This window comes from Kribbella sp. NPDC031520, assembly GCF_055580825.1.
In genome coordinates this window covers 300667-323440 of record NZ_JBVIKS010000004.1, presented here as the reverse complement: position 1 = coordinate 323440, position 22774 = coordinate 300667, and the positions used below count along the sequence as shown (strand labels likewise).

Sequence of the window (22774 nt, the reverse complement as noted above, 5' to 3'; positions counted from 1 at the left end):
TTGTCCTCCAGCAAGGTGAGGGGACGGCGATGGTGGATCGACCGCGGGTGGTGGTCAGCGTTGAGGCCAGTGCTGACGGGAAGGTTGCGTTTGCACGCGATGCGTTGCTGATGCATCGGCCGAGTTCGGAGTTGTGGGCGGCGATGACACCGCCCACAACCGATCCGGTGGATGTGCTCGAGGTGGTCAGACAGAAGTACGGCTGCAACGCCCTCCTCGAAGGCAGCGGGAGCTTGGTTGCCGGGGACCCGGACGAGCTTCCGCCGTACGACGGTGATGCCGACGGGCACTTCCTTCCGTCGGAGGTTACGGGTCAGGTGTCACCGCCGCACATGTGGTTCACCGTCGTCGACAGTCGCGGGCGCGTTCGGTGGACCGAGAAGCATGCGGACTGGGATCCGTTGGTACTGGTCTCGCGGTCGACGCCGGCGGACTACCTCGGCTACCTCCGAGGCGAACGGATCTGCTACCTGGTCGCCGGCGAGGAACGGGTCGACCTGAGGCGGGCGTTGGCGTTGATGGGTGGGGAGCTCGGCGTGACGTGCGTGTTGTCGACTGCGGGCGGCGGCCTGAACGGGGCGTTGCTCAGGGCGGGGGTCGTCGACGAGTTGTATCTGACGGTGTTGCCTGCTCTGATCGGTGGGCTTGGTACGCCGTCCGTGATGGACGGGCCGCCGCTCGCAGTCGGTGAGTTGCCTACCGGGCTGAGGTTGCTGTCGGTTCACGCCGACACCAGCGGATCAGTCCGGCTGCACTACGTCGTTCAGGGTTTGGGTGGGTAGGCGGCGTCTACTTCTACCTCGACCAGCCAGCCGGTGACCGGGAGGTTTTCGATCTCCAGGGCGAAGCGGGACGGGCGGGACTTGTTCACCACGAAGGGTTTGGCGGGTGGCGCCGTACCCAGTGGAACCGGGACGTACGCGCCGGTGGTGAGGTCGGTGTTGGCGAAGTACTGGCGGTACGCGCGGTTCCACCCGGCGAAGTCGGCGGTGGCCGCGCCGGACGGGTTCTGCAGGAACACCCGCATCGTGTAGACGTCGGCGTACGACAGTCCGGCCGCGGCGAGGTTCTCGCCGATACGCCGCAGTACGTTGATTCCTTGGGCTTCCGTGATCGTGACGCCCGCCGGCAACGTACCGCCGGGGAAGATCGCGGTGTCGATGTACGACGCCTCGCTGCCGGCCGGGGCGCCCGTATTCAGGGCCGACGGGCCGATCCCGCTCGTCTTGTAGATCGGTGTGTTGGCGCCGATCCCGACACCGGACGCGATCATCGGATTGGACTGGCCGGCCGGCAGTGCGGGCACGACGGTGCCGGGCTTCGGCGGCTTCGGCTTGTCCCACCAACCGGCTGCCGTACCGGCGCCGGCCGAGAAGGAAACGACCAGGGCGACCGCCCCTGCGATGAGACGTGTTTTCATCGGCCCGCCGCCACCCGGCTGTGCAGCGCTGTCACGGTCGCCCGCGCCGACGTGATCGCGCCGTGCTGCCAGGCGATGACGTGCGACAGGTGGTCGCCGGCGAAGTAGATGTTGCCGGTGGCATCGAGCAGCCGGGCGTAGATCCCGTCGGTCTGCGACGGCCAGCTGACCCAGGACGCCTCGGAGTACTTCGTACCCATCCAGTTCACCGAGAACGCCGCCTTCACGTCCTTGGTGTACACGTCGCCGTGGATCTTGGCGCCTTGCGACAGGGCGCGTTCGAGCCGGGCTGCCGGCGTCAGGGCGCCGTACTTGTTGGCATTCGCGCCCGTGTTGTAGTAACCGATGACGGTGCCGCGTTCGCCGTGGAAGTTGTACGACGGGTACCAGGTGTTGACCGTGTCCAGCGTGCTGTTGGTGATACCGCCGTAGATCTTGAGATCCTCCTCCCACCAACGCCGGCCGTACTCGATGCCGATCTTGTTCGCGTTCGTCGGTACGGCGTACTTCAGCGCCTCGAGGATCGGGGCCGGCAGGTTGGACGGGATCCGCGCGGCCAGGTGCGGCGGCAGCGCGCAGATCGCGTAGTCCGCAGTGATCGCCCGGGTCCGGCCGGCGGTCGTGTACGTCACCTCGACGCCCGCGGTGGTGTTGCGCAGTCCGGTCACCTCGGCGCCGTACCGGATCTTGTCCTTGCCGATCGCCCGCTCGAACGCGTACGGGATCCGGTCCATCCCGCCGACCGGCTGGAACATCATCATCGCCTGGTCCCAGCCGAACTCGAACGAGAAGTAGTTGCCGACACCGCTGGCGAAGACGTCGCTCAGCGCGTACGGCGCGGCCGTCGTACCGGCCTCCAGACCGGCGCCGGGCTCGACGGTGTAACCGCGCCGGCCGTCGGTACCGGTGTAGGCGAAGCCGGACGCCTTGTTGCCGATCGATCCGAAGCTGCTCAGGAAGCTGATCAGGGCCTGCTTGTCGGTCGCCGTCAACAGTGAGTCGAGGGCGCCTTGATCGGTCGCCGTCGCGAGGAGCTCGGCGACGTAGCCGTACACGTCGGCCTTCGCGGTGCGGTGCCGGATCGGCTGGTTGGAGAGAGCAGTCGAACCCTCGCGGTACAGGTACGCGTCCGCGTTCTGGTTGACGAAAGGCTCGATCGCGACGCCGAGCTCGCGGCAGTACTCCAGCGTCACATGGTGCTGCGGCAGCCGGGCCGGGCCGGCGTTCATGTACTGGCCGGATGAGAACGTCGCGCGCTGGGTGTTCCCCGCCAGATCGGTCTCCACGGTGCCGCCGCGAACCGTCCAGTTCCGGCCACCCGGCCGCTGGCGGGCCTCGAGCAGCGTCACCTTGTAGCCGGCCTTCAGCAGCTCGTACGCCGAGGTGAGGCCGGCGATGCCCGCCCCGAGGATGACGACGTGCTTGTTCCGCCCGTTCAACTCGACCCGCGCCGGGGCGGCGTACGCGGGCGTCTCGGCCGCACTCGTGAGGCCGAGCGCCGACATCGTGGAGTACAGCACACCGGCCCCGCCGGTGATCCCGACCTGTTGCAGAAACTGCCGTCTGGTCTGCGCCATGCCTTACTCCTCACTGGACAACGATTAACTGACCAGAAAGGTAAGGACATGATGTTTTCAGAGCGTGTCAGCACCGTAACGGCAAGACACTCGTACCAGCAGGTATGTTTCCGGGACGCTGCCGCACCCGGGGACGTGACAAAGTTCCTACTGCTCAGGGGTTGTTAGGTCAGGCTTACCTCTCTACTCTCCAAGCTGTATTTGGGTGTTCAACCAGGTCTCGGAGTTCTTCATGTCCAGCTCACAGGTCGCCGTTCTCGGTGCGATCGCCGGCTTCACCATCTACCTCGGCCTGCCGATCGGCCGGTTGCGCACCCCGGCGCCCCGGCTCAAGGCCGGCTTGAACGCGGTCGCGATCGGGATCCTGGTCTTCCTGTTCTGGGACGTCCTGACCCATGCCTGGGAGCCGATCGACGAGGCGCTGGCCGGGAAACACTGGGGTACGTCGCTCGGCAACGGCGTCGTCCTCGCCGCCGGACTGGCGGTCGGGCTGCTCGGACTCGTGTACTACGACCGCTGGACCGCGCGGCGGCGTGCGGCCGCCTCGAGCATCGGCCCCGGCGCCGCGTCCACCGGGGACCCCGCGCTCCAGCCGCGGACCAGGTCCGCCGCGGCCGGCCTGGCGACGATGATCGCGACCGGGATCGGGCTGCACAACTTCGCCGAGGGTCTGGCGATCGGCAACTCCGCCGCCACCGGCGAGGTGTCGCTGGCCGTTCTGCTGATCGTCGGCTTCGCACTGCACAACGCCACCGAAGGCTTCGGCATCGTCGCGCCGCTCGCCGCGGCCGGGGAACGGCCGAGCTGGACGACGCTCGCACTGCTCGGCCTGATCGGCGGCGGCCCGACCTTCGTCGGAACCCTCGTCGGCCAGCGGTTCGTCAACGACACGTTGTCGGTCGCGTTCCTCGGACTCGCCGCCGGCTCGATCCTGTACGTCGTGATCGAACTGCTCTCGGTCGCCCGCAAGGCCGGCCTCAAGGAGCTCACCACCTGCTGCATCCTCGTCGGCCTGCTGGCCGGCTTCGCCACCGACGCGATCGTCACCGCGGCCGGGGCGTGAGCAGGTGGACGACTGTCGTCTCGGTGTCGGCCGGATCGGGGGTCGGGTCTCCGTAGATCTCCCACGTATGCCCCGCGGACTCCCGGTGGTTGGCTGACATCCAGCGGTCGATCGTGTCGTACGCCTCGCGCAGGTCGTACGACCCGCGGTGGACGGCGATCGCGACCTCGCCGCCCGGCGTTTCGGTTGGATACACCTCGCCCGCAGCCTCGAAGTCCCGCGTCACCTCGACCCCGAACTCGCACAGGAGCGGCGCGTCCGGGCGGTGGTGGTAGACGAAGATGTTGTGACCGTCGGTCCACAGGCCCGGCCGGCTGCGGACGAAGTCCCAGACCAGGTCCAGCGCCGGCCGCCAGGCCGAGCCGACCTCGCCCGGCGCGAGCTCCCGCCGGACCGCGGCCAACCGGCGCGGGCCGACGGTCTGTACGTCGACATCCATCCGTCGATCGTACGGTTGATCAGTGGGTCGAGGGTTCGCGGATCGGCTCCCAGGCGAAGCCGTCGGGGTCGGTGAAGGTGGTGCCGGTGGCGGCCAGGACGATGCGGTGCGAACCCGTCCCGTCCGCGGGTACGCCGGCGTCCTTGGCGAGGGCCTTCCGGCCGTAGAGCGCGAGCTTCACCCGACCGCCGCCGTCGAACTCGACGTACTTGCGCCCGAAGCTCTTGCCCACCGTCAACCCCTGCTCGACGTAGAACTTCTTGCTCGCGGCAACATCCTCGCAGCCGAGCAGCAGTGCGACCGAATCGATCGCCCGGGTCACCGGACCGGTGTCCTTCTTCGCCGACGTCGCGATCTTCCAGATCGTCCCGTCCGGCGCCTGCACGACACCGCCGTACCCCCACAAGGACTTGGTCACCGGCTTGACCACACTCGCGCCGGCCTCGACCGCCGAGTCGAACAAGGAGCTGACCGTACCCGGCTGCCCCACGATGAGCGACAACGTGAACCCACGGAACCCGCTCGTCTCCGCAGCAGTCGCACGCACCCGCACCTGCCCGGTCAGCCCGAAGGCATCGGCCAGGAACCGCTCGGTCGCCTCGACGTCTGCCACTTCCAGAACCACACTCTCAAGGTTTGTCATGCCTCAAACCTAGGAACCGCGGCCGTCAAGTGCTTCTTGATTCCTGACTAACTGTCGCGGGACGGTGCGGCCGTGCTGTTGCGGACCATCAGATGCGGTTGAACCGGCTCAGGCTGGAACGACGTACCGCTGATTCTGGCCAGCACCGCCTGGACGACCCGCCGGCCCAGTTCGGCGAAGTCCTGCCGGACGGTCGTCAGCGGCGGGACGTAGTACGGCGCCTCGGGGACGTCGTCGAACCCGACCACGCTGATGTCTTCCGGCACCCGGATCCCGCCTTCGTCGAACGCGCTGAGCAACCCCAGCGCCATCTGATCGTTGGCGACGAAGACCGCGGTGACTTCCTCTCCCCCACGACGACGCGCGATCAGCTCGCGACCGGCCAGATAGCCGGTCGGCGGCCACCAGTCGCCGTGCAGCACAGCCGGAACCGGAGCACCGGCCGACTCGAGCTCGGTCCGCCACCGGCGTTCCCGGGCATCCGCCTCGAGCGCGTTGGCCGGCCCTCGCAGGTGATGAACCGTGCGATGACCGAGGTCGAGCAGGTGCCTGGTGGCGAGTGCGGCACCTGCTTCCTGGTCGACCCAGACCGCGACGTCCTGCCCGCTCCGCTCCGCTTGGACGGTGATCAGCGGCACCCTCGGATGTACGTCGGGCAACGCGTGCACAGCACCCTCGTACGTACTCAAGGCAACAATCGCGTCGAGGGACTGCGACGCCAATCGCTCGACGGCCTCGCGCAGGGTGGCGGCGGTGTCGTCGTCGAGCACCGACACGGTCAGGAAATAGCCGGCCTCGCGGGCCGCGTGTTCCAGACCGAGCAGTGTCTGAGCCGGCCCGTACTGGCTGACGTTGGCGATCGCCAGGCCGATCGTGCGGGACGACCCGGTCACCAACGCCCGGGCCGCGCTGTTGGGCCGGTAGCCGAGCTCGGCGATCGCCTCCAGAACCTTCTTGCGGGTCGCCGCCGCCACGTTCGGGTGGCCGTTGATGACTCTCGACACCGTTTGGTGCGACACACCGGCCCGGGCGGCGACGTCGGCCATGCCGAGAGAACGGGTCGCCCCGGCCAGCGCGGTTCCGTTGGTGCCGTTGGTGCCGGGGCCCGCCGGACCCGCAACGGGGCGATCCATACCTGGTCTCCGACTCCTTCGTCAGCGGGTGGCGCCGGCGCGGCGCTTGTTGTAGATGTCGAAGGCAACAGCCAGCAGGAGCACCAGGCCCTTCACCACGGACTGCGTCGACTGGTCGATACCCATCAACTGCATTCCGTTGCTCATGACCGCCATGATCAGGCCGCCGACCATCGCACCGACCACCGTACCGACGCCACCCGCGACAGCCGCGCCGCCGATGAACGCCGCCGCGATGGCGTCCAGCTCGAACATGTTACCCGCGGCGGGCTGGGCACCGTTCGACCGGGACGAGTAGATGACCCCGGCGATACCGGCCAGGAATCCCATGTTGACGAAGATCCAGAAGTTGACCTTGCGGACCTTCACACCGGACAGCATCGCGGCGGACAGGTTGCCGCCGATCGCGTACACCTGGCGACCGAACACGGTGTTCTTGGTCATCAGCCCGTACAGGATCACCAGCACCGCCAGGATGATCAGGACGATCGGCAGTCCGCGCGCGTGCGCCAGCTGCCAGGCGAAGTACATGACGACCGCCGCGACCAGCAGCACACGGGTGACGAACAGCGGGAACGACTCGACCGGCTGCTCGTAGCGGATGCGTGCCATCCGGGTACGGAACACGCTGACGGCGTATCCGGCCACCGCGATCGCCCCGATCAGCAGGGTGAAAGCGTCGTACCCCTGCCCGCCGATCAGGCCGTTCAGGAAGCCGCTGGCGACCTTCTGGTACTGGGCCGGGAACGGGGACAGCGAGACGTTGTCCAGCACCTGCAGCGTCAGGCCGCGGAACAGCAACATGCCGGCCAGGGTCACGATGAACGCCGGCATGCCGACATAGGCCACCCAGAAACCGTGCCAGGCACCGACCGCGGTACCTACCGCCACGGCGGCCACGATGCCGACCCACCACGGTTGGTCGTGCTGGATCACCAGCACCGCCGACACCGCACCGGTCAACGCCACGATCGACCCGACCGACAGGTCGATGTGGCCGGCGATGATCAGGATCACCATGCCGATCGCGAGCACCAGGATGTAGGAGTACTGGAGCACGATGTTGGTGATGTTGCCCGGGCTGAGCAGGACACCGTCGGTCAGGAAGGCGAACAGCGCCACGATCACCACGAAGGCGATGTAGATGCCGCTCTGCCGGAGGTTGCGCGTGATCAGGGTGAGCGGATCGCTGGTGCCGACGTGCAGCGCGGCGGCGGAGGCGCTCTCTGCCGACGCGCTCTCCGCCGCTGCGTCCGGCGGCCGAGTGGTTGGTTTGGTGCTGGTCATCCGGCGAGCTCCTTCTCCTGTGTCATGAGCGCCATGAGGTTTTCCTGAGTGGCCTGGCCGACCGGCATCTCACCGGTGATCCGGCCGGCCGACAACGTGTAGATCCGGTCACACATCCCCAGCAGTTCCGGGAGTTCGGAGGAGATCACGACGACCGCCTTGCCCTGGGCCACCAGCCGGTTGATGATCGTGTAGATCTCGAACTTGGCGCCGACGTCGATCCCGCGGGTCGGCTCGTCCAGGATCAGCACCTCCGGATCCGTGAACAGCCATTTCGAGAGCACGACCTTCTGCTGGTTGCCGCCGGACAAGGTGCCGACCACATCCATCACGGTGCGCGTCTTGATGTTCATGTCCCGGCGGCCGTCCTCGGCGACCTTGATCTCCTCGTTGCCGTTGACCCAGCCGGCCCGGGACAGCTTGCCGAGCGCGGCCGCGGAGACGTTGGCCCGGACGTCGGCGATCAGGTTCAGGCCGTACCGCTTGCGGTCCTCGGTGGCGTAGGCGATGCCGTTGCCGATCGCCTCGGCGACGGTTCGCGCCTGCACCTGTTTGCCGTGCATGTACAGCCGGCCCTTGATGTTGCGCCCGTACGAGCGCCCGAAGACACTCATCGCGAGCTCGGTACGACCCGCACCCATCAGCCCGGCGATGCCGACCACCTCACCGGCCCGCACGTTCAGCCCGGCGCCGTCGACGACCTTGCGCGGCTGCACCGGGTGCCACACCGTCCAGTCCTCGATCCGGAGCACCTCGGGCCCCGGCTCGGAGACGCGCTCCGGATAGAAGCTCTCGAGGTCGCGTCCCACCATGCCGCGGATGATCCGCTCCTGGGTCACGTCACCCGAGCTCATGTCCAGGGTTTCGACCGTGCGACCGTCCCGGATCACCGTGGTGGAGTCGGCGATCGCGGTGATCTCGCTCAGCTTGTGGGAGATCATGATGCAGGTGATCCCCCGGTCCCGCAGCCGCCGGAGCAGCTCGAGCAGGTGCGCCGAGTCCAGGTCGTTGAGTGCGGCGGTCGGCTCGTCCAGGATCAGCAGCCGGACGTCCTTGGACAACGCCTTGGCGATCTCGACCAGCTGCTGCTTGCCGACGCCGAGCTGGATCACCGGCGACACCGGGTTCTCGTCCAGTCCGACCGAGGCCAGCAGCTCCCGGGCTTCCGCGTTGGTCCGGTTCCAGTCGATCAGCCCGCCGCGTCCACGGCGTTCGTTGCCGAGAAAGATGTTCTCGGCGATCGACAGGTACGGCACCAGCGCCAGTTCCTGATGAATGATGACGACGCCGACCGCTTCGCTGTCCCGGATGCCACCGAAGTGCACGGGCTTTCCGTCGAACCAGATCTCGCCGTCGTAGCTCCCGGTCGGGTAGACACCGGACAGCACCTTCATCAGCGTCGACTTGCCGGCGCCGTTCTCACCACAGATGGCGTGGATCTCGCCCCGCCGGACGGCGAGCGAGACGTCCTCGAGAGCCTTGACCCCGGGGAAACTCTTCGTGATGCCCCGCATCTCGAGCAGCACGTCGTTCATACAACCTCCTTCGCGATCAGACCGGCCGAGCGGCCGGGCCCGGCGGATTCACTCCGCCCGGCCCGGCCGTACAGTCACTTGGCCTGACCGGCGGCCACCTCGGCGGCCGTGTAGTAGCCGGAGTCGATGAGTTCCTTGGTGATGTCGCCCTTGAAGACGGTCTTGATCGGCAGCAGGTACGCCGGGACGACCTTGACGCCGTTGTCGTAGGACTTGGTGTCGTTGGCTTCCGGCGTCTTCTTCTGCAGGAACGCCTGCGCGGCGTTCACGGCCTGCTCGGCCAGCAGCCGGGTGTCCTTGAAGATCGTGGAGCTCTGCACACCGGTGTTGATGAGCTTCACCGACGCGATCTCCGCGTCCTGGCCGGTGATCACCGGCATCGGGCTGGCGGCCGTACCGTAACCGACGTTCTGCAGGGCGGTGATGATGCCGCGCGAGATGCCGTCGTACGGCGAGAGCACGCCGTTCACCTTGCTGCCGTCGTGGTAGCTCGAGGTCAGCAGGTTCTCCATCCGCTTCTGCGCCGCCTCCTGCTGCCAGCGCAGGATCGCGACCTGCTCCAGCTTCGTCTGCTTCGACTTGACCACCAGCGAGCCGTTGTCGAGGTACGGCTTCAGGGTGTCCATCGCGCCGTTGAAGAAGAAGTGCGTGTTGTTGTCGTCCAGCGAGCCGGCGAACACCTCGATGTTGAACGGCCCGGTCTTGGTGCCCTTCGAGCCGTCCGGTTTCTCCAGGCCCAGCCCGCGCAGCAGCGCCGTCGCCTGGGCGACGCCGACCTTGTAGTTGTCGAAGCTGACGTAGAAGTCCACGTTCTGGCTGCCGCGGATCAACCGGTCGTACGCGATCACCGGGATCTTCTTGTCGGCCGCCGCCTGCAGCTGGCTGCTCAGCGCGGTCCCGTCGATCGCCGCGATGATCAGCACGTCGGCGCCCTGGGTGATCATCTGGTCCACCTGCTGCGACTGGGTCGGGATGTCGTCGTTCGCGTACTGCAGATCGACCTTGTAGCCCTTCGCCTCGAGCTTCTCCTTCACGGCCTTGCCGTCGGCGATCCAGCGCTCCGACGTCTGCGTCGGCATCGACACCCCGATGGTCAGGTCCTTGGGCTGCTGACTGGCGGTGTCGGTGCTGCCGCCCGCTCCTTGTCCGCCGCAGGCCGCGAGGCCGAGCACCAGCAGGGCGCCGCTCAACGCGGCAACAAACCTCTTCTTCACAAGCTCTTCCCCTCCACGGAGTCCTCACGGGATTGTTAGCGTTCACATATTGGCGCTATCACGGCGACCGGTCAAGACATGAACCAGTCATCCGGGCGTCACGGTCCCGTAACGACATTGGCCTGGAAAGCGTTCTCTGGAAGGGATTCGCTCGTCAGGGGTTGATTTGCACCGAGGTCTGGTAAATCCCCACCAATCGCTGGACACGTTAACAACTGAAACTTACTCACCGGGTTGCTGAGGGCAACAAGAAAGAGCAGGCCCCCGCCGGACGGGCGGGGGCCTGCTCTTCTCGAGGTCGTGCCAGGTGTCAGCGGCCTCCGGCCCGGCTGATCCGGTGGTAGACGTCGTTCCAGTGCAGCTCGCGCTGGAACTCCCGTACGGTCGTCGACGCGTCGATGACGGCCAGCTCGACCGACAGCATGTCGGCGAAGTCCTCGTAGATCTCGCGATCGAGGGCCGTCGTCAGGACGGTGTGGTGCGGTGCGCCGGCAACGAGCCAGGACTCGGCCGACGTGGCCAGCGACGGCTCGGGCTTCCACACCGCACAGGCGACCGGCAGCTTCGGCAGCGCCTCGTCCGGCTCGACGACATGGACGACGTTGGCCGTCAGCCGGAAGCGATCGCCCAGATCGGCGATCCCGACCACGATGCCGTCCGCCGGATCGGCGGTGAAGCGCAGCCGGACCGGGTCCTCGCGGCCGCCGATCGACAGCGGGTGGATCTCCAGGGACGGGCGGGCCGACGTGATCGACGGACACACCTCGAGCATGTGGGCGCCGAGGATCTTCTCCTCCCCCGGCACCAGGTGGTACGTGTAGTCCTCCATGAAGGACGTGCCGCCCGGCAGCCCGTCGGCCATCGCCTTGCTGGCCCGCAGCAGCACCGAGGTCTTCCAGTCGCCCTCGCCGCCGAATCCGTAGCCGTCGGCCATCAGCCGCTGCACGGCGAGCCCCGGCAACTGTCGGAGCCCGCCGAGGTCCTCGAAGTTCGAGGTGAACGCCCGGAACCCGCCGGCCGTTAGGAACGTCCGGAGACCGAGCTCGATCTGGGCGCCGTACCGGAGAGATTCGTGGCGGGCGCCGCCGGGGAGCAGCTCGGGCGCGACGGTGTACGTGTCGACGTACTCCTCCACCAGGGCGGTGACGTCGTCACCGCCGACGCTGTCGACCGCCGCGACGAGCTCGTTGACGCTGTAGGTGTTGACCGAGACGCCGAACCGCAACTGCGCCTCGACCTTGTCCCCTTCGGTGACGGCGACGTCGCGCATGTTGTCGCCGAAGCGGGCGAGCTTGAGCGAACGGAGTTCGGCGACGCCGAGCGCCGCGCGAGCCCAGTACCCCACTCGCTCCTGGACGATCGGCGACTCCACATGCCCGGCGACGGTCTTCCGCGGAACCTGGAGCCGGGACTGGATGTAGCCGAACTCCCGGTCGCCGTGAGCGGCCTGGTTCAGGTTCATGAAGTCCATGTCGATCGTTGCCCACGGCAACGCGGCGGCGGCCTGCGTGTGCAGGTGCAGCAGTGGCTTGCGGAGCGCGTCGAGCCCGGCGATCCACATCTTGGCCGGCGAGAAGGTGTGCATCCACGCGATCACGCCGACGCACTCCGGCGCGCTGTTGGCCTCGAGCATCTGCCGGCGGATCGCGTCGGCGTCCAGCAGCACGGGCTTCCACACGATCCGCACCGGCAGATCGGCGTCGGCGAGCCGCTTGGCGACGGCCTGCGACTGGTCGGCGACCTGCTCGAGAGTGCCTGGGCCGTACAGGCTTTGGCTGCCGGTGAGGAACCAGACCTCGCGGGCGGTCTCAGTGCTGTTCACAGACATGCGGTCCTTCCGGTCATCGTTGTCCGTAGACGTTCTGGTAGCGATCGAAGAGCTGGTCGACGTACGACTGCTCGATCGGGATCGGGTCGCCGAGCTGCCGGGCCAGGTGTACCGACCGGGCGACGTCCTCGCACATGACCGCCGCCTTGACGGCCGCCTTGGCGTTCGGCCCGATGGTGAAGACGCCGTGGTTCTGCATCAGCACCGCGGGCGAGCGCGAGCCGCGGAGCGTCTCGACGATGCCCTGGCCGATCGAGTCGTCACCGATGACCGCGAACGGCCCCACCGGGATCGCGCCGCCGAACTCGTCCGCGCACATCGTCGTCACACAGGGGATCGCTTCACCCCGTGCGGCCCACGCGACGGCGTACGGCGAATGGGTGTGCACCACACCGCCGACGCCCGGCATCTTCCGGTAGACGTACGCCTGGGCCTCGGTGTCCGAGGACGGCGCGTGCTCACCCTCGACGACCCGGCCGTGCAGATCGCAGACGACCATGTTCTCGGGGGTCAGCTCGTCGTACGCGACGCCGCTCGGCTTGATCACCATCAGGTCGTGACCAGGGACTCGGGCGGAGACGTTGCCCGCCGTCCAGACCACCAGCCCGTACGCCGGAAGCTGCGCGTGCAGCCGGCAGACCTCGGCCCGCAGCCGGGTGAGAGTACCGGCGACTTCCGCGATCGCGCTCACTTCGCCTCCACCGCCTGACGCCGGATCGCCTTCAACTTCCGCATCAGCTTGCTGTTCCGTCCGAAGTAGTCGTGCAGCTCGACGTACAGCTCGAACAGCTCGTCGTAGACCTTGGCCCGCTGCTCGTCCGGGACGTGGACGGCGCGCTTGACCTTGCCCATGTTCTTGGCCGCGGCCGGGACATCGGGATAGGCACCCGCGGCGACTGCGGCGTGGATGGCCGAACCCAGCGCCGGCCCCTGCTCGGAGTCGATGATCGAGAGCGGCAGCCGGGTGACGTCGGCGTAGATCTGCATCAGCAGCGCGTTCTTCGCGAGACCGCCGGCGATGATCAGCTCCTGCACCGGTACGCCGCTGGCCGCGAAGGTCTCGACGATGACGCGAGTACCGAACGCGGTCGCCTCGAGCAGGGCGAGGTAGCCGTCCTCCGGGCGCGTCGCCAGCGTCTGGCCGACGACCAGTCCCGACAGCTCGTGGTCCACCAGCACCGACCGGTTGCCGCTGTGCCAGTCGAGCGCGACCAGTCCGTGCTCCGCGACCGCCTGGTCGGCGGCGAGCCTCGTGAGGTGTTCGTGCAGAGACTCCCCCGCGGCGGCCGCGGCTTCGTGGTACGACGGCGGTACGGCGTTGTCGACGTACCAACCGAAGATGTCGCCGACCCCACTCTGGCCGGCCTCGTAACCCCAGCTACCTGCGATGATGCCGCCGTCGACGACACCGCACATGCCGGGCACCTCACGCAGCACGTCCGCGCTCATCACGTGACAGGTCGACGTACCCATGATGGCGACCATCTGGCCCGCCTCGACGGCCTGAGCAGCCGGCGCCGTCACGTGCGCGTCAACGTTGCCGACGGCAACTGCAATGCCCTCGGGCAGGCCGGTCCACGCCGAGGCCTCGGCAGTCAGCGCGCCGGCCGCGGAACCGAGCTGGCCGATCGGGTGTTCCAGCTTGTCGGCGACGAAGCCGCCGAAGCCCGGCGCGAGTTGCTCGAGGAACTCCGTCGACGGATACCGGCCGTCCTGCAGGATGCCCTTGTAGCCGGCGGTGCAGGCGTTTCGTACGTAGCTGCCGCACAGCTGCCACACGATCCAGTCCGCGGCCTCGACCCAGTGCTCCATCTGGTCGTAGAGCGGGCGGTCCTCCTCGAACAACTGCAGCGCCTTGGCGAACTCCCACTCCGAGGAGATCAACCCGCCGTAGCGCGGCAGCCAGTCCTCGCCACGCTCGCGGGCGAGCTCGTTGATCCGGTCGGCCTGGGGCTGCGCGGCGTGGTGCTTCCACAGCTTGACGTATGCGTGCGGCCGGTCCGCGAGCCCGTCGACCTCGTTCAGCGGCGTGCCGTCGGCCAGGCACGGAACCATCGTGCAGGCCGTGAAGTCGGTGGCGATTCCGATCACCTGCGCCGGGTCGATCCCCGACGCGGCGACCGCCGCGGGTACGGCGATCTTCAGCACGTCACGGTAGTCGTCCGGAACCTGCAGGGCCCACTCCGGCGGAAGCCGCAGACCGGTCGCCGGCAGCCGGTCGTCGACCACGGCGTGCGCGTACTCGTGGACGCCCGTACCGAGCTCGGCTCCGTCGGAGACCCGGACGACGACAGCGCGGCCGGACAGGGTGCCGAAATCGACCCCGACGACGTAGCGCTCTTCAGAGCTCATGCACAGTTCCTCTCAGCAATGGTGACGTTACTGTGAACGCTAACATTTCGTATTGTCAAGCGTTGTACGGCCGTTTCGGACCGTCAGTGTTAGCGCTAACTCTCAGGCCGTGCCGTGGAGTCGCGGACGGCCAAGGTAGGACGGATCAGCTGGGTCGACGGGTCGGCCTCCCCTCCCAACGCTCGCAGGGTCAGTTCGACGGCGCGCCGGCCGAGCAGGGAGAACTCCTGGTCGACGGTCGTCAGCGCCGGCCACAGGTACGGCGCTTCGGGACCGTTGTCGAACCCGACCACACTGATCTCGCCGGGCACGTCGCGACCCTTCTCGTGCAGCGCGTAGATCAGCCCCATCGCCATCCCGTCGTTGGCGACGAAGACCGCCGTCACGTCCGGATCCTCGGCGATCCGCAGACCGGCCTTGTAGCCACTCTCCGGGGACCAGTCGCCGGACAGTTCCGGTCCCGGCAGAACCCGCCGGTCCTCGTGCGCTCGTTGCCAGCCGACCCGCCGCTGGCCGGCTTCCACCCACTCCAGCGGCCCGGTGACATGGGCGACCCGCCGGTGGCCGAGGTCGAGCAAGTGCTCCACCGCGACCCGGGCCCCCGCCTCCTGGTCGATGCCGACCGCCATCCGCTGCCCAACGCTGACTCCTTGGACGACGATCATCGGGACTGGCACCTCGAGCGTGCTGACCTGCTCGAGTGCCTCGCGATGGGCAACGGCGACGACGATCGCCTCGACTGCCTCGTCGAGCAGGCGATCGACCGCGTCCCGGAGTGACTGCGAGGAGAAGTCCTCGACCGCGACCAGTGAGACGTCGTACCCCGCCTTGTGGCCGGCCTCCTGAACCGACACGGCGATCCGGCCCGGTCCGTGCAGGACCAGGTGTGCGGCGATCATCCCGATCCGGTGCGACCTGTTCGTCACCAGCTGGCGGGCCGCGTTGTTGCGCCGGTAGCCCAACTCGTCGATGGCGGCCAGCACGCGGGCACGAGTCTCGGCCCGAACCAGCTCAGAGCCGTTCAGCACCCGGGACACGGTCTGGTGGGAGACACCGGCCGCCGCGGCAACGTCCGTCATGCTCGGCGCCCGCCCGTTTCCCCAGCCCGCTCTCACCATGTGGAAATAGTAGGGCTCAGCTGCGCGGGACTGTGGATCCGCGGATGACGAGGCGGGGTGCCTGATGGTGGACGCCGGCCCCGAGCTCGTCGCCGTCCAGCGCGGCGAACACCCGTTGGGCAGCCGCGCGGCCGAGGAGTTGCAGGTTGGGATCGATGCTCGTCAGTTCCGGACGGGAGTTCTCCACCATCGGCTCCCAGTTGTCGAAGCCGATCACGGCCACGTCGTCCGGTACGACCCGGCCCCGGTCCCGGACGGTGTCCAACGCGCCGCGGGCGATCTGGTCGGATCCACAGACGATCGCGTCGATGTCGGGGTGACGGTCGAGCAGTACGGCGGTCGCGTCGCGGCCCCAGCGCTCGGACCAGTCGGCGTACATGCTGTCGCCGACTTGCTCCAGGCCGGCTGCCTCGAGGCCTTGCTCGACCCCTGCCGCACGGTCGAGTGCCGCCGCGTAGCCCGGATCGCCGGACACGTGCGCGATTCTGCGGCGGCCGCATGCGACGAGGTGCTCCACGGCAAGGCGGCCGGCTGCGACGTTGTCGGGAACCAGGGACAGGTCGCCGGGATCGTCGGACGGCGCGTAGACGTAGACGACCGGGACCGGAATCTCGTGCCCGAGGGTGGGCCGCGGATCCGTCCGGCTGCCGACGACGATGAGGCCGTCGACCCGACGGCTCAGCAAAGCCTGCAGGTGATGCTGTTCGCGGATCGTGTCCTCCCGCGCGTCACACAGGAACACGCTCACCCGGCCCGCCCCGAACGCGTCCTCGGCGCCCATCAGGATCGGGATCACGAACCGCCCCTGCAGGTCGCTGGTCAGCAGGCCGACCGTGCCGGTCCGGCCGGCGAGCAGGCCCTGCGCCATCCGGTTCGGGACGAACGACAACTGCTTCGCGGCCGCCTCGACCCGGGCACGCGTCCGAGCCGCGACCTGGCTGCGGCCGTTGAGCGCCTTCGAGGCGGTCGCCACCGACACTCCGGCCAGCCGCGCGACATCGCTGAGGGTGACCACCCTCGCGTCGGTACCCGCCATGCTCCTCGTGGCTCCTCGTCTCCGATCGGTGCCGAGATCTTGACGCCCACTCGACCCGCACTTACCTTACACGCAGCCGAAAACCTTTTCGGTCTCTTTCGTAAATTAGTACGCCTCGCGCTTCCGAGGCCAAGAAACCGTTTTCACCCAGCCTGAGGAGTAGGAATGATCTCGTGGCAGCGCGGAGGCCGTCTGCGGGCCTTGCTGACAATCGGTGTGACCACCACGGTGCTGGCCCTGAATGCGTGCGGCGGGAACGGCGGCGGAGCCCAGAAGGCGGTCGACGTCCCGGCCGGCGGGACCGACGACGGAACCACCCTGACGCTGTGGACCCGCGCTCCGCTGGAGAAGCAGGCGAAGCTGCTCGTCGCGGCGTACAACCAGAACCACAAGAACCAGGTCCAGCTGACTGTCGTACCCAACGACGACTACGTCGCCAAGGTCGGCGCCGCGGCCGGGTCCGGCGGGTTGCCGGACCTGTTCGCCGCCGACATCGTGTACGTACCCAACTGGGTCAAGCAGGGGCTGTTCAAGGACATCAGCTCGAACGTCGGTCAACTGAGCTTCAAGGACCAGATCAACCAGGGCCACATGAAGGCCGGCACCCTGGACGGCAAGAACTACGTGCTGCCGTTCGTCCTCGACCTGTCGATGCTGTTCTGGAACAAGCAGCTCTTCAAGGAGGCCGGACTCGATCCGGAGAAGGCGCCGGCCACCCTCGACGAGTACGCCGCCGACGCGAAGAAGATCCAGGCGCTGAAGAAGAAGGACGTGTACGGCACCGCGACCGGGCTGAACTGCGGCGGCTGCCTAGTGTTCACGTGGTTCCCGAGCGTGTGGGCGGCCGGTGACCAGGTGATGAACCCCGACGGGAACCAGGCGAACTTCACCAACGACCCGAGCAAGAAGATCTTCAGCACGTGGCGAGACCTGTGGACGTCGGGCGCCGTCCTGCCGTCGTCGAAGGACGAGACCGGCGCGACCTGGACCGCGGGCTTCACCCAGGGCAAGGTCGGGCTGATGTTCTACCCCGCGACGCTGCTGTCGTCGACCACCAAGTTCGACGCCGGTGTTGCCGGGATCCCCGGACCTGCCGGCGGCTCGTCCACCTTCGTCGGCGGTGACGGCATCGGCATCTCGAAGGACTCGAAGAAGGCTGCCCAGGCCTGGAGCTTCCTGAACTGGATGATGAGCGAGGACGCCCAGGTGGAGGTCCTTGCCAAGGACAACGACGTCGTCTCCCGCACCGACCTGGCCAACAACAAGTACGCCGCCAAGGACCCGCGTCTCGTCACGATCAACCAGGTCGCGGGCAAGGGCCAGACGCCGGTCGCGCTGAACTTCCAGCAGGCGTACAACGCCGCCAACAGCCCGTGGCTCACCTTGGTCCGGGACCAGGTGTTCGGCGACGCCGGCAAACTCGACGCGGACAACCAGCAGGTCACCGGCGTCCTGGCGGCGCAGTGACCGACAGGTCCCGGCGGAACGCCGTCAAGGGGTGGCTCTACGCCACCCCGACCACGGTCTTCGTCGTCGTACTGTTCCTGGTCCCGTTGTTCCTGGTGATCCGGATGTCGTTGTCGCGGTGGCCGTTGCTCAGCGGCAACCAGGGGTTCAATGCCCCGGACAACTACCAGAAGGTGATCCACAACCGCTTCTTCGCCGACTCGGTCGTCTTCACCGCCAAGTACACAGCCCTGGCGACCGTACTACTGATCGGCCTCGGACTGGGACTTGCCCTGCTCGTCCAGGAATCCAGTCGCTGGAAGAACTTGCTCCGGGCATCGTTTCTGGTTCCGAGCGCACTGGGACTCGCCTCGGCTTCCTTGCTCTTCTACGTGCTGTACTCGCCCCTGGTCGGGCCGCTGCGCGGCCTCGGCCTGTCCTTCCTCGGTACGCCGAACGCCGCGTTGTACTCGACCACGTTCCTGATCGTCTGGCGCTTCGCCGGCTTCTACATGCTGCTGATGCTGGTCGGACTGCAGGGCATCCCGGGCGACATCTACGAGGCGGCACGGGTCGACGGCGCGTCCCGGTGGCAGACCTTCCGCCGGATCACGCTCCCGCTGCTGCGTCCGACGCTCGCGCTGACCACGATCCTGTGCGTCACCGGGTCGCTGCTGGCGTTCGAGCAGTTCTACATCCTCACCAAGGGTGGTCCGGACAACAGCACGATCACCGTCGTCCAGCTGATCTACATCGTCGCCTTCCAGGGGCAGAACGATCTCGGCGCCGCGGCCGCGCTGTCGGTGATCGTGCTGGTCGCCCTGGTGATCGTCAACGTCCTGCAGCTGCGGGCGTTCCGGACCCCGGAGGAGCGATGACGATCTCGAAGCTCGCGCTGCGGACGCCGTACTGGATCTTCACCGGTGGGCTGGCGATCATCTTCCTGTTCCCGCTGGTGTGGACGGCCGTCTCGTCGGTGTCCCCGCAGGCGGGCACGAGCCAGAGCAGCGGCTGGGGATTCGGCAACTACGACACCCTGTCGAAGTACCAGGCGGGCATCTGGCAGTACCTGGCGAACTCGGCGTTCGTCTCGCTCACCACGGTGCTGCTGACGCTGCTCATCTCGCTGCTCGGCGGGTACGCGTTCGCCAGGTTCTCGTTCCCGGGCAAGAACCTGCTGTTCCTGACCACGCTCGCGATCCTGATGGTCCCGTACGCCACCCTGCTCATCCCGCTGTACGTGCTGCTGAACCAGCTCGGCCTGCAGAACTCGCTCCTCGGCGTGGCGCTGGTGCTCACCATGTTCCAGTTGCCCTTCGCAACGTTCATGATGCGGATCTCGTTCGAGGCGATCCCGCGGGAGTTCGACGAGGCCGCGATGGTCGACGGCTGCTCCACCTGGACGGCGCTGTGGCGAGTTCTGTTGCCCGCGGTCAAGCCGGGACTGATCACCGTCGGGCTGTTCGCCTTCCTGGCCGCCTGGAACGACTTCTTCGCGCCGCTGATCCTGATCAACGACTCGAGCAAGCTCACGCTGCCCCTGGCGGTCTCGAACCTCCGGGTCCAGGTGCAGGGCGTCATCGACTACGGCGCGACCGAGGCGGGCGTGGTCGTCCTGGCGCTGCCGTGCCTCGTGCTCTTCCTCCTCCTTCAACGTCACTACGTCCGCGGCTTCATGTCGGGCGCATTCAAGGGATAAGACATCGGATGAAACTCACTGATCACCAGCCCGGCTTCGTACCAGTCGCTCCGAGCACGGGCCGGTTCCGGCCGCTCGGATCGGACGAGGTACGCATCACCGGCGGCTTCTGGGCCGAGCGGCAGCGCGTCAACGCCCGCAACACGTTGCCGCACATCAACCACTGGCTGGAACGCGAGGGCTGGCTCCCGAACTTCGACCGCGCCGCCCAGGGCACGTTGCCGGCCGGACGCCGCGGCCGCGAGTTCTCCGATTCCGAGATCTACAAGTACCTCGAAGCACTCGCCTGGGAGATCGGACGCACCGACGACCAAGAGCTGGAAACACTCTTCCGGTCCGTCGTGGCGCGGGTCGCGGCTGCCCAGGAGCCCGACGGCTACCTCAACACGTACACGGGCCGCCCCGGTCAACCCGCCCGCTGGTCCGACCTGGAGTGGGGCCACGAGCTGTACTGCTTCGGACATCTGTTCCAGGCCGCGGTCGCTCGCGTCCGGACCCGCCCGGACAGCGACGACGGGCTGCTCACCATCGCCACGCGCGCCGCCGACCTGGTCTGCGACGCCTTCGGAGCAGACGGGATCCAGAGCGTCTGTGGCCACGCGGTCGTCGAGACCGGGCTGGCCGAACTCGCACGTGCCGTCGGTGAGCCTCGGTACCTGGAACAGGCGCGGCTGTTCATCGAGCGCCGCGGCCGAGGAACGTTGAAGCAGATCGAGTGGGGTCAGCAGTACTTCCAGGACGACGTGCCGATTCGTGCGGCGACCGTGTCGCGCGGCCATGCCGTACGGGCGAACTACCTGGCCGCCGGAGCGGTCGACGTCGCTGTGGACACCGCGGACTCCGAGCTCATGTCGGCTCTGCAGACGCAGTGGCGGAACACCGTTGCCCGGCGCACCTACATCACCGGCGGCCAGGGGTCGCACCACCAGGACGAGGCGTTCGGCGAGGACTGGGTCCTCCCACCGGACCGCGCGTACTCGGAGACCTGCGCCGGCATCGCGTCGGTCATGTTCAGCTGGCGGCTGGCGCTGGCCCGCGGCGACGCGCGCTACAGCGACCTCGTCGAACGGACCCTCTTCAACGTCGTGGCCACCTCGCCGTCGAAGTCGGGTACGGCGTTCTACTACGCCAACACGCTGCATCAACGAACGCCCGGAACACCGGCCGCCGACGACGCTGTCTCGCCGCGGGCCGAGTCGTCGCTGCGTGCGCCGTGGTTCGAGGTCTCGTGCTGTCCGCCGAACGTCGCCCGTACGCTCGCCGGCCTGGACGCGTTCGTCGCGACGGCCGACGACGAGGGCCTTCAACTCCACCAGTACGCGGCCTGCACGATCCGGACCTCGGTAGCCGGACAGGCGATCGCCTTCGACGTCGACACCGACTACCCGCGCTCCGGCAGCGTCCGGGTCACCGCTCCGGTCGCGATCGACGAGCCGATCACGGTGTCGCTGCGGATCCCGCACTGGGCCGTCGACGCCGAACTCCGGGTTCGTTCCGAGGGCAGGATCGTGACCTCGGAGGTCGCGCAGCCGGGGTGGGCCGTCGTACGGCGATCCTTCCGCGCCGGCGACTGCGTCGAGCTCGACCTGCCGATCGAACCGCGCGTGGTCCATCCGGACAGCCGGATCGACGCCGTCCGTGGTTGTGTCGCGGTCGAACGCGGGCCGGAGGTGTTCTGCCTGGAATCCCTGGACCTCGTGGCGGCCGGCGGGGCCGGTGAGGTCGCGGAGGTCCGGCTGGATCCGGCGGCGCCGATCATCACGAAGGACGGCGTACCGGTCGTCCGGGTCCTCGTCGTCCACAACGACGACACCAACGACTGGCCGTACGTCTCCACGCCTGGTGAACCGCAGCCGGTCGACGCCGTCGAGGTGCCGCTCGTCCCGTACCACGACTGGGCGGAACGCGGTCCGTCCACGATGCGCGTCTGGCTGCCGCTCGCCGAGTGAAGGTCTACGAGCGCTTACCTCGCTCGTCGGAGGCGAGCCGTTGGAGCATCCGGTTGTAGGCCTCGTACGCCTCGTCGCTGTCCGGGTCGAGTTGCCGGCCCGGGTCGGCGCCGACTTCCGCCGCGATCACGGTACGGCGTACGCCGTCCAGCCAGCTGCCCGCCATCCGATCGCGCTTGCGGGGTGAGGCGACGACGCTGATCATCAGCCCGACGGCGGCGAACATCATCAGCCCGTCCCCGCCGGCCCACATCAACCCGCCAGCAGTGTGGACGTCCGTCAACGGGTCGGGGGCCCAGGAGGGATGGTGGCTCATCATCATCGGGAACGGGTCCCGGTCGGTCTGGAGCAGCACGATGCCGACCACGGTGTCCGGCAGCATCCCGATCAGGAACAGCACCAGGCGGAGCAGGTACCCCGGGTCGGAGCGGAGCGGCTCCTCGCCGAGCAGCGGCAGGAAGAACAGGTAGCCGGCCACGACGTACAGCACCTGCTCACCTGTCATCAGCCAGGGATGCATCACCATCTGGTCCATGAACCCGGTCAGATGGGTCGCGACGATCACCAGGGTGTAGATGGCAAGCCCGGTCGTGGGCAGCGTCAGGATCCCGAGCACGCGCGATGCGACGATCCGTCGCGCCCGCGCCTGGCGGTCGGCGGGCAGGGACTCGAGCACGACGGTGATCGGGTGCCCCAGGACGAGCAGCGTGGGTACGACCATGATGAGCAGCAGGTGGAGAATCATGTGCATCCAGAACACGTCCATCGCGTACGCGCCGATCCCCGATGCCACGCACACCCACAGCAGCACGCAGCCGAGTACGAACGACACCACCCGCCAGAGGTGGACCGTGGAGCGAGCGCGGAACCGCAGGACGCAGTAGCCGGCCGCGAGCAACAGGCTGACGAGGAACCAACCGAACTCCGGCCGCCAACTGCTGACGAAAGAACTCCACGTCAACACACCCGGATCAGACATCGGCGCACCGCTACCGCCGTCCACCCGCTCACCACCCACTCGTCCGGAAATCCGCC

Annotated in this window: 20 protein-coding genes; 6 read left to right on the top strand and 14 right to left on the bottom strand. The window is 67.8% G+C overall.

From position 1 onward, the window contains the following. Window positions 1-29 precede the first annotated feature (29 nt). A complete protein-coding gene (locus ACZ5BU_RS22225; RefSeq protein WP_465701638.1) occupies window positions 30-782 on the top strand; it encodes a dihydrofolate reductase family protein in 753 nt (250 codons plus the stop codon). Here ACZ5BU_RS22225 and ACZ5BU_RS22220 read toward each other — a convergent pair. Both ACZ5BU_RS22220 and ACZ5BU_RS22215 read right to left on the bottom strand, forming a co-directional pair. Continuing rightward, window positions 764-1420, bottom strand: coding sequence for a Rid family hydrolase (locus ACZ5BU_RS22220; RefSeq protein ID WP_465701636.1), 657 nt, complete (start codon window positions 1418-1420; stop codon window positions 764-766). The genes ACZ5BU_RS22225 and ACZ5BU_RS22220 overlap by 19 nt on opposite strands. After that, window positions 1417-2997, bottom strand: coding sequence for a flavin monoamine oxidase family protein (locus ACZ5BU_RS22215; protein ID WP_465701634.1), 1581 nt, complete (start codon window positions 2995-2997; stop codon window positions 1417-1419). Before ACZ5BU_RS22215 ends, ACZ5BU_RS22220 begins: the two co-directional genes overlap by 4 nt. A gap of 205 nt (window positions 2998-3202) precedes the next feature. Here ACZ5BU_RS22215 and ACZ5BU_RS22210 point away from each other — a divergent pair, with 205 nt between their 5' ends. Next, window positions 3203-4060, top strand: coding sequence for a ZIP family metal transporter (locus ACZ5BU_RS22210; protein ID WP_465701632.1), 858 nt, complete (start codon window positions 3203-3205; stop codon window positions 4058-4060). Here ACZ5BU_RS22210 and ACZ5BU_RS22205 read toward each other — a convergent pair. The 11 genes from ACZ5BU_RS22205 to ACZ5BU_RS22155 all read right to left on the bottom strand — a co-directional run bounded on the left by ACZ5BU_RS22205 (window position 4041) and on the right by ACZ5BU_RS22155 (window position 16645). Further along, a complete protein-coding gene (locus ACZ5BU_RS22205) occupies window positions 4041-4499 on the bottom strand; it encodes a GyrI-like domain-containing protein (RefSeq protein ID WP_465701630.1) in 459 nt (152 codons plus the stop codon). The two genes, ACZ5BU_RS22210 and ACZ5BU_RS22205, sit on opposite strands and share 20 nt — an antisense overlap. Before the next feature lie 19 nt (window positions 4500-4518). Continuing rightward, window positions 4519-5142, bottom strand: a complete 624-nt coding sequence (locus tag ACZ5BU_RS22200) for a VOC family protein (protein WP_465701628.1) — start codon at window positions 5140-5142, stop codon at window positions 4519-4521. A gap of 47 nt (window positions 5143-5189) precedes the next feature. After that, window positions 5190-6275, bottom strand: a complete 1086-nt coding sequence (locus tag ACZ5BU_RS22195; RefSeq protein ID WP_465701626.1) for a LacI family DNA-binding transcriptional regulator — start codon at window positions 6273-6275, stop codon at window positions 5190-5192. Window positions 6276-6296: 21 nt separating this feature from the next. Beyond that, window positions 6297-7562: a multiple monosaccharide ABC transporter permease gene (gene mmsB / locus ACZ5BU_RS22190; protein ID WP_465701624.1), complete on the bottom strand. Its 1266-nt coding sequence runs from the start codon at window positions 7560-7562 to the stop codon at window positions 6297-6299. Continuing rightward, entirely contained in the window at window positions 7559-9097 is a 1539-nt protein-coding gene (gene mmsA, locus ACZ5BU_RS22185; protein WP_465701621.1) for a multiple monosaccharide ABC transporter ATP-binding protein, read from the bottom strand. The genes mmsB and mmsA overlap by 4 nt, the downstream gene beginning before the upstream one ends. 74 nt (window positions 9098-9171) lie before the next feature. Further along, window positions 9172-10311, bottom strand: coding sequence for a multiple monosaccharide ABC transporter substrate-binding protein (gene chvE / locus ACZ5BU_RS22180; RefSeq protein ID WP_465701619.1), 1140 nt, complete (start codon window positions 10309-10311; stop codon window positions 9172-9174). 310 nt (window positions 10312-10621) lie between these two features. Continuing rightward, a complete protein-coding gene (araA, locus tag ACZ5BU_RS22175; RefSeq protein WP_465701617.1) occupies window positions 10622-12139 on the bottom strand; it encodes an L-arabinose isomerase in 1518 nt (505 codons plus the stop codon). 13 nt (window positions 12140-12152) lie between these two features. Continuing rightward, the gene (locus ACZ5BU_RS22170) at window positions 12153-12830 is read right to left on the bottom strand and encodes an L-ribulose-5-phosphate 4-epimerase (protein WP_465701615.1); all 678 of its coding nucleotides are present in this window, start codon (window positions 12828-12830) and stop codon (window positions 12153-12155) included. After that, window positions 12827-14491 (bottom strand): ribulokinase, encoded by a 1665-nt coding sequence (araB, locus tag ACZ5BU_RS22165; RefSeq protein ID WP_465701613.1) that lies wholly within the window; start codon window positions 14489-14491, stop codon window positions 12827-12829. The genes ACZ5BU_RS22170 and araB overlap by 4 nt, the downstream gene beginning before the upstream one ends. A 95-nt stretch (window positions 14492-14586) precedes the next feature. Further along, the gene (locus ACZ5BU_RS22160; protein ID WP_465701611.1) at window positions 14587-15609 is read right to left on the bottom strand and encodes a LacI family DNA-binding transcriptional regulator; all 1023 of its coding nucleotides are present in this window, start codon (window positions 15607-15609) and stop codon (window positions 14587-14589) included. A gap of 16 nt (window positions 15610-15625) precedes the next feature. Next, complete coding sequence (locus ACZ5BU_RS22155; RefSeq protein WP_465701609.1) at window positions 15626-16645, bottom strand: LacI family DNA-binding transcriptional regulator; 1020 nt, start codon at window positions 16643-16645, stop codon at window positions 15626-15628. A 165-nt stretch (window positions 16646-16810) separates the two neighbouring features. Here ACZ5BU_RS22155 and ACZ5BU_RS22150 point away from each other — a divergent pair, with 165 nt between their 5' ends. Genes ACZ5BU_RS22150 through ACZ5BU_RS22135 form a run of 4 tightly spaced genes read left to right on the top strand, consistent with a single transcriptional unit; the run spans window position 16811 to window position 21739 of the window. Then, entirely contained in the window at window positions 16811-18112 is a 1302-nt protein-coding gene (locus ACZ5BU_RS22150; protein ID WP_465701607.1) for an ABC transporter substrate-binding protein, read from the top strand. Continuing rightward, on the top strand, window positions 18109-18969 hold the full coding sequence (locus ACZ5BU_RS22145; protein ID WP_465701605.1) for a carbohydrate ABC transporter permease: 861 nt from the start codon (window positions 18109-18111) through the stop codon (window positions 18967-18969). Before ACZ5BU_RS22150 ends, ACZ5BU_RS22145 begins: the two co-directional genes overlap by 4 nt. Further along, complete coding sequence (locus ACZ5BU_RS22140; RefSeq protein WP_465701603.1) at window positions 18966-19790, top strand: carbohydrate ABC transporter permease; 825 nt, start codon at window positions 18966-18968, stop codon at window positions 19788-19790. The genes ACZ5BU_RS22145 and ACZ5BU_RS22140 overlap by 4 nt, the downstream gene beginning before the upstream one ends. 8 nt (window positions 19791-19798) lie before the next feature. Beyond that, window positions 19799-21739, top strand: coding sequence for a glycoside hydrolase family 127 protein (locus ACZ5BU_RS22135; RefSeq protein WP_465701601.1), 1941 nt, complete (start codon window positions 19799-19801; stop codon window positions 21737-21739). Between the two features lie 4 nt (window positions 21740-21743). On the opposite strand, the gene ACZ5BU_RS22130 is transcribed toward ACZ5BU_RS22135, so the two are convergent. Then, on the bottom strand, window positions 21744-22718 hold the full coding sequence (locus ACZ5BU_RS22130; RefSeq protein ID WP_465701599.1) for a cytochrome c oxidase assembly protein: 975 nt from the start codon (window positions 22716-22718) through the stop codon (window positions 21744-21746). Between the last annotated feature and the right edge of the window lie 56 nt (window positions 22719-22774).

Coding starts and splice junctions, on each gene's coding strand:
- ACZ5BU_RS22225 (WP_465701638.1), top strand. CDS start 30: ATGGTGGATCGACCGCGGGTGGTGGTCAGCGTTGAGGCCAGTGCTGAC.
- ACZ5BU_RS22195 (WP_465701626.1), bottom strand. CDS start 6,275: ATGGATCGCCCCGTTGCGGGTCCGGCGGGCCCCGGCACCAACGGCACC.
- ACZ5BU_RS22155 (WP_465701609.1), bottom strand. CDS start 16,645: ATGGCGGGTACCGACGCGAGGGTGGTCACCCTCAGCGATGTCGCGCGG.
- araB (WP_465701613.1), bottom strand. CDS start 14,491: ATGAGCTCTGAAGAGCGCTACGTCGTCGGGGTCGATTTCGGCACCCTG.
- ACZ5BU_RS22215 (WP_465701634.1), bottom strand. CDS start 2,997: ATGGCGCAGACCAGACGGCAGTTTCTGCAACAGGTCGGGATCACCGGC.
- ACZ5BU_RS22160 (WP_465701611.1), bottom strand. CDS start 15,609: ATGGTGAGAGCGGGCTGGGGAAACGGGCGGGCGCCGAGCATGACGGAC.
- ACZ5BU_RS22140 (WP_465701603.1), top strand. CDS start 18,966: ATGACGATCTCGAAGCTCGCGCTGCGGACGCCGTACTGGATCTTCACC.
- ACZ5BU_RS22135 (WP_465701601.1), top strand. CDS start 19,799: ATGAAACTCACTGATCACCAGCCCGGCTTCGTACCAGTCGCTCCGAGC.
- ACZ5BU_RS22220 (WP_465701636.1), bottom strand. CDS start 1,420: ATGAAAACACGTCTCATCGCAGGGGCGGTCGCCCTGGTCGTTTCCTTC.
- mmsB (WP_465701624.1), bottom strand. CDS start 7,562: ATGACCAGCACCAAACCAACCACTCGGCCGCCGGACGCAGCGGCGGAG.
- ACZ5BU_RS22205 (WP_465701630.1), bottom strand. CDS start 4,499: ATGGATGTCGACGTACAGACCGTCGGCCCGCGCCGGTTGGCCGCGGTC.
- araA (WP_465701617.1), bottom strand. CDS start 12,139: ATGTCTGTGAACAGCACTGAGACCGCCCGCGAGGTCTGGTTCCTCACC.
- ACZ5BU_RS22150 (WP_465701607.1), top strand. CDS start 16,811: ATGATCTCGTGGCAGCGCGGAGGCCGTCTGCGGGCCTTGCTGACAATC.
- mmsA (WP_465701621.1), bottom strand. CDS start 9,097: ATGAACGACGTGCTGCTCGAGATGCGGGGCATCACGAAGAGTTTCCCC.
- ACZ5BU_RS22130 (WP_465701599.1), bottom strand. CDS start 22,718: ATGTCTGATCCGGGTGTGTTGACGTGGAGTTCTTTCGTCAGCAGTTGG.
- ACZ5BU_RS22200 (WP_465701628.1), bottom strand. CDS start 5,142: ATGACAAACCTTGAGAGTGTGGTTCTGGAAGTGGCAGACGTCGAGGCG.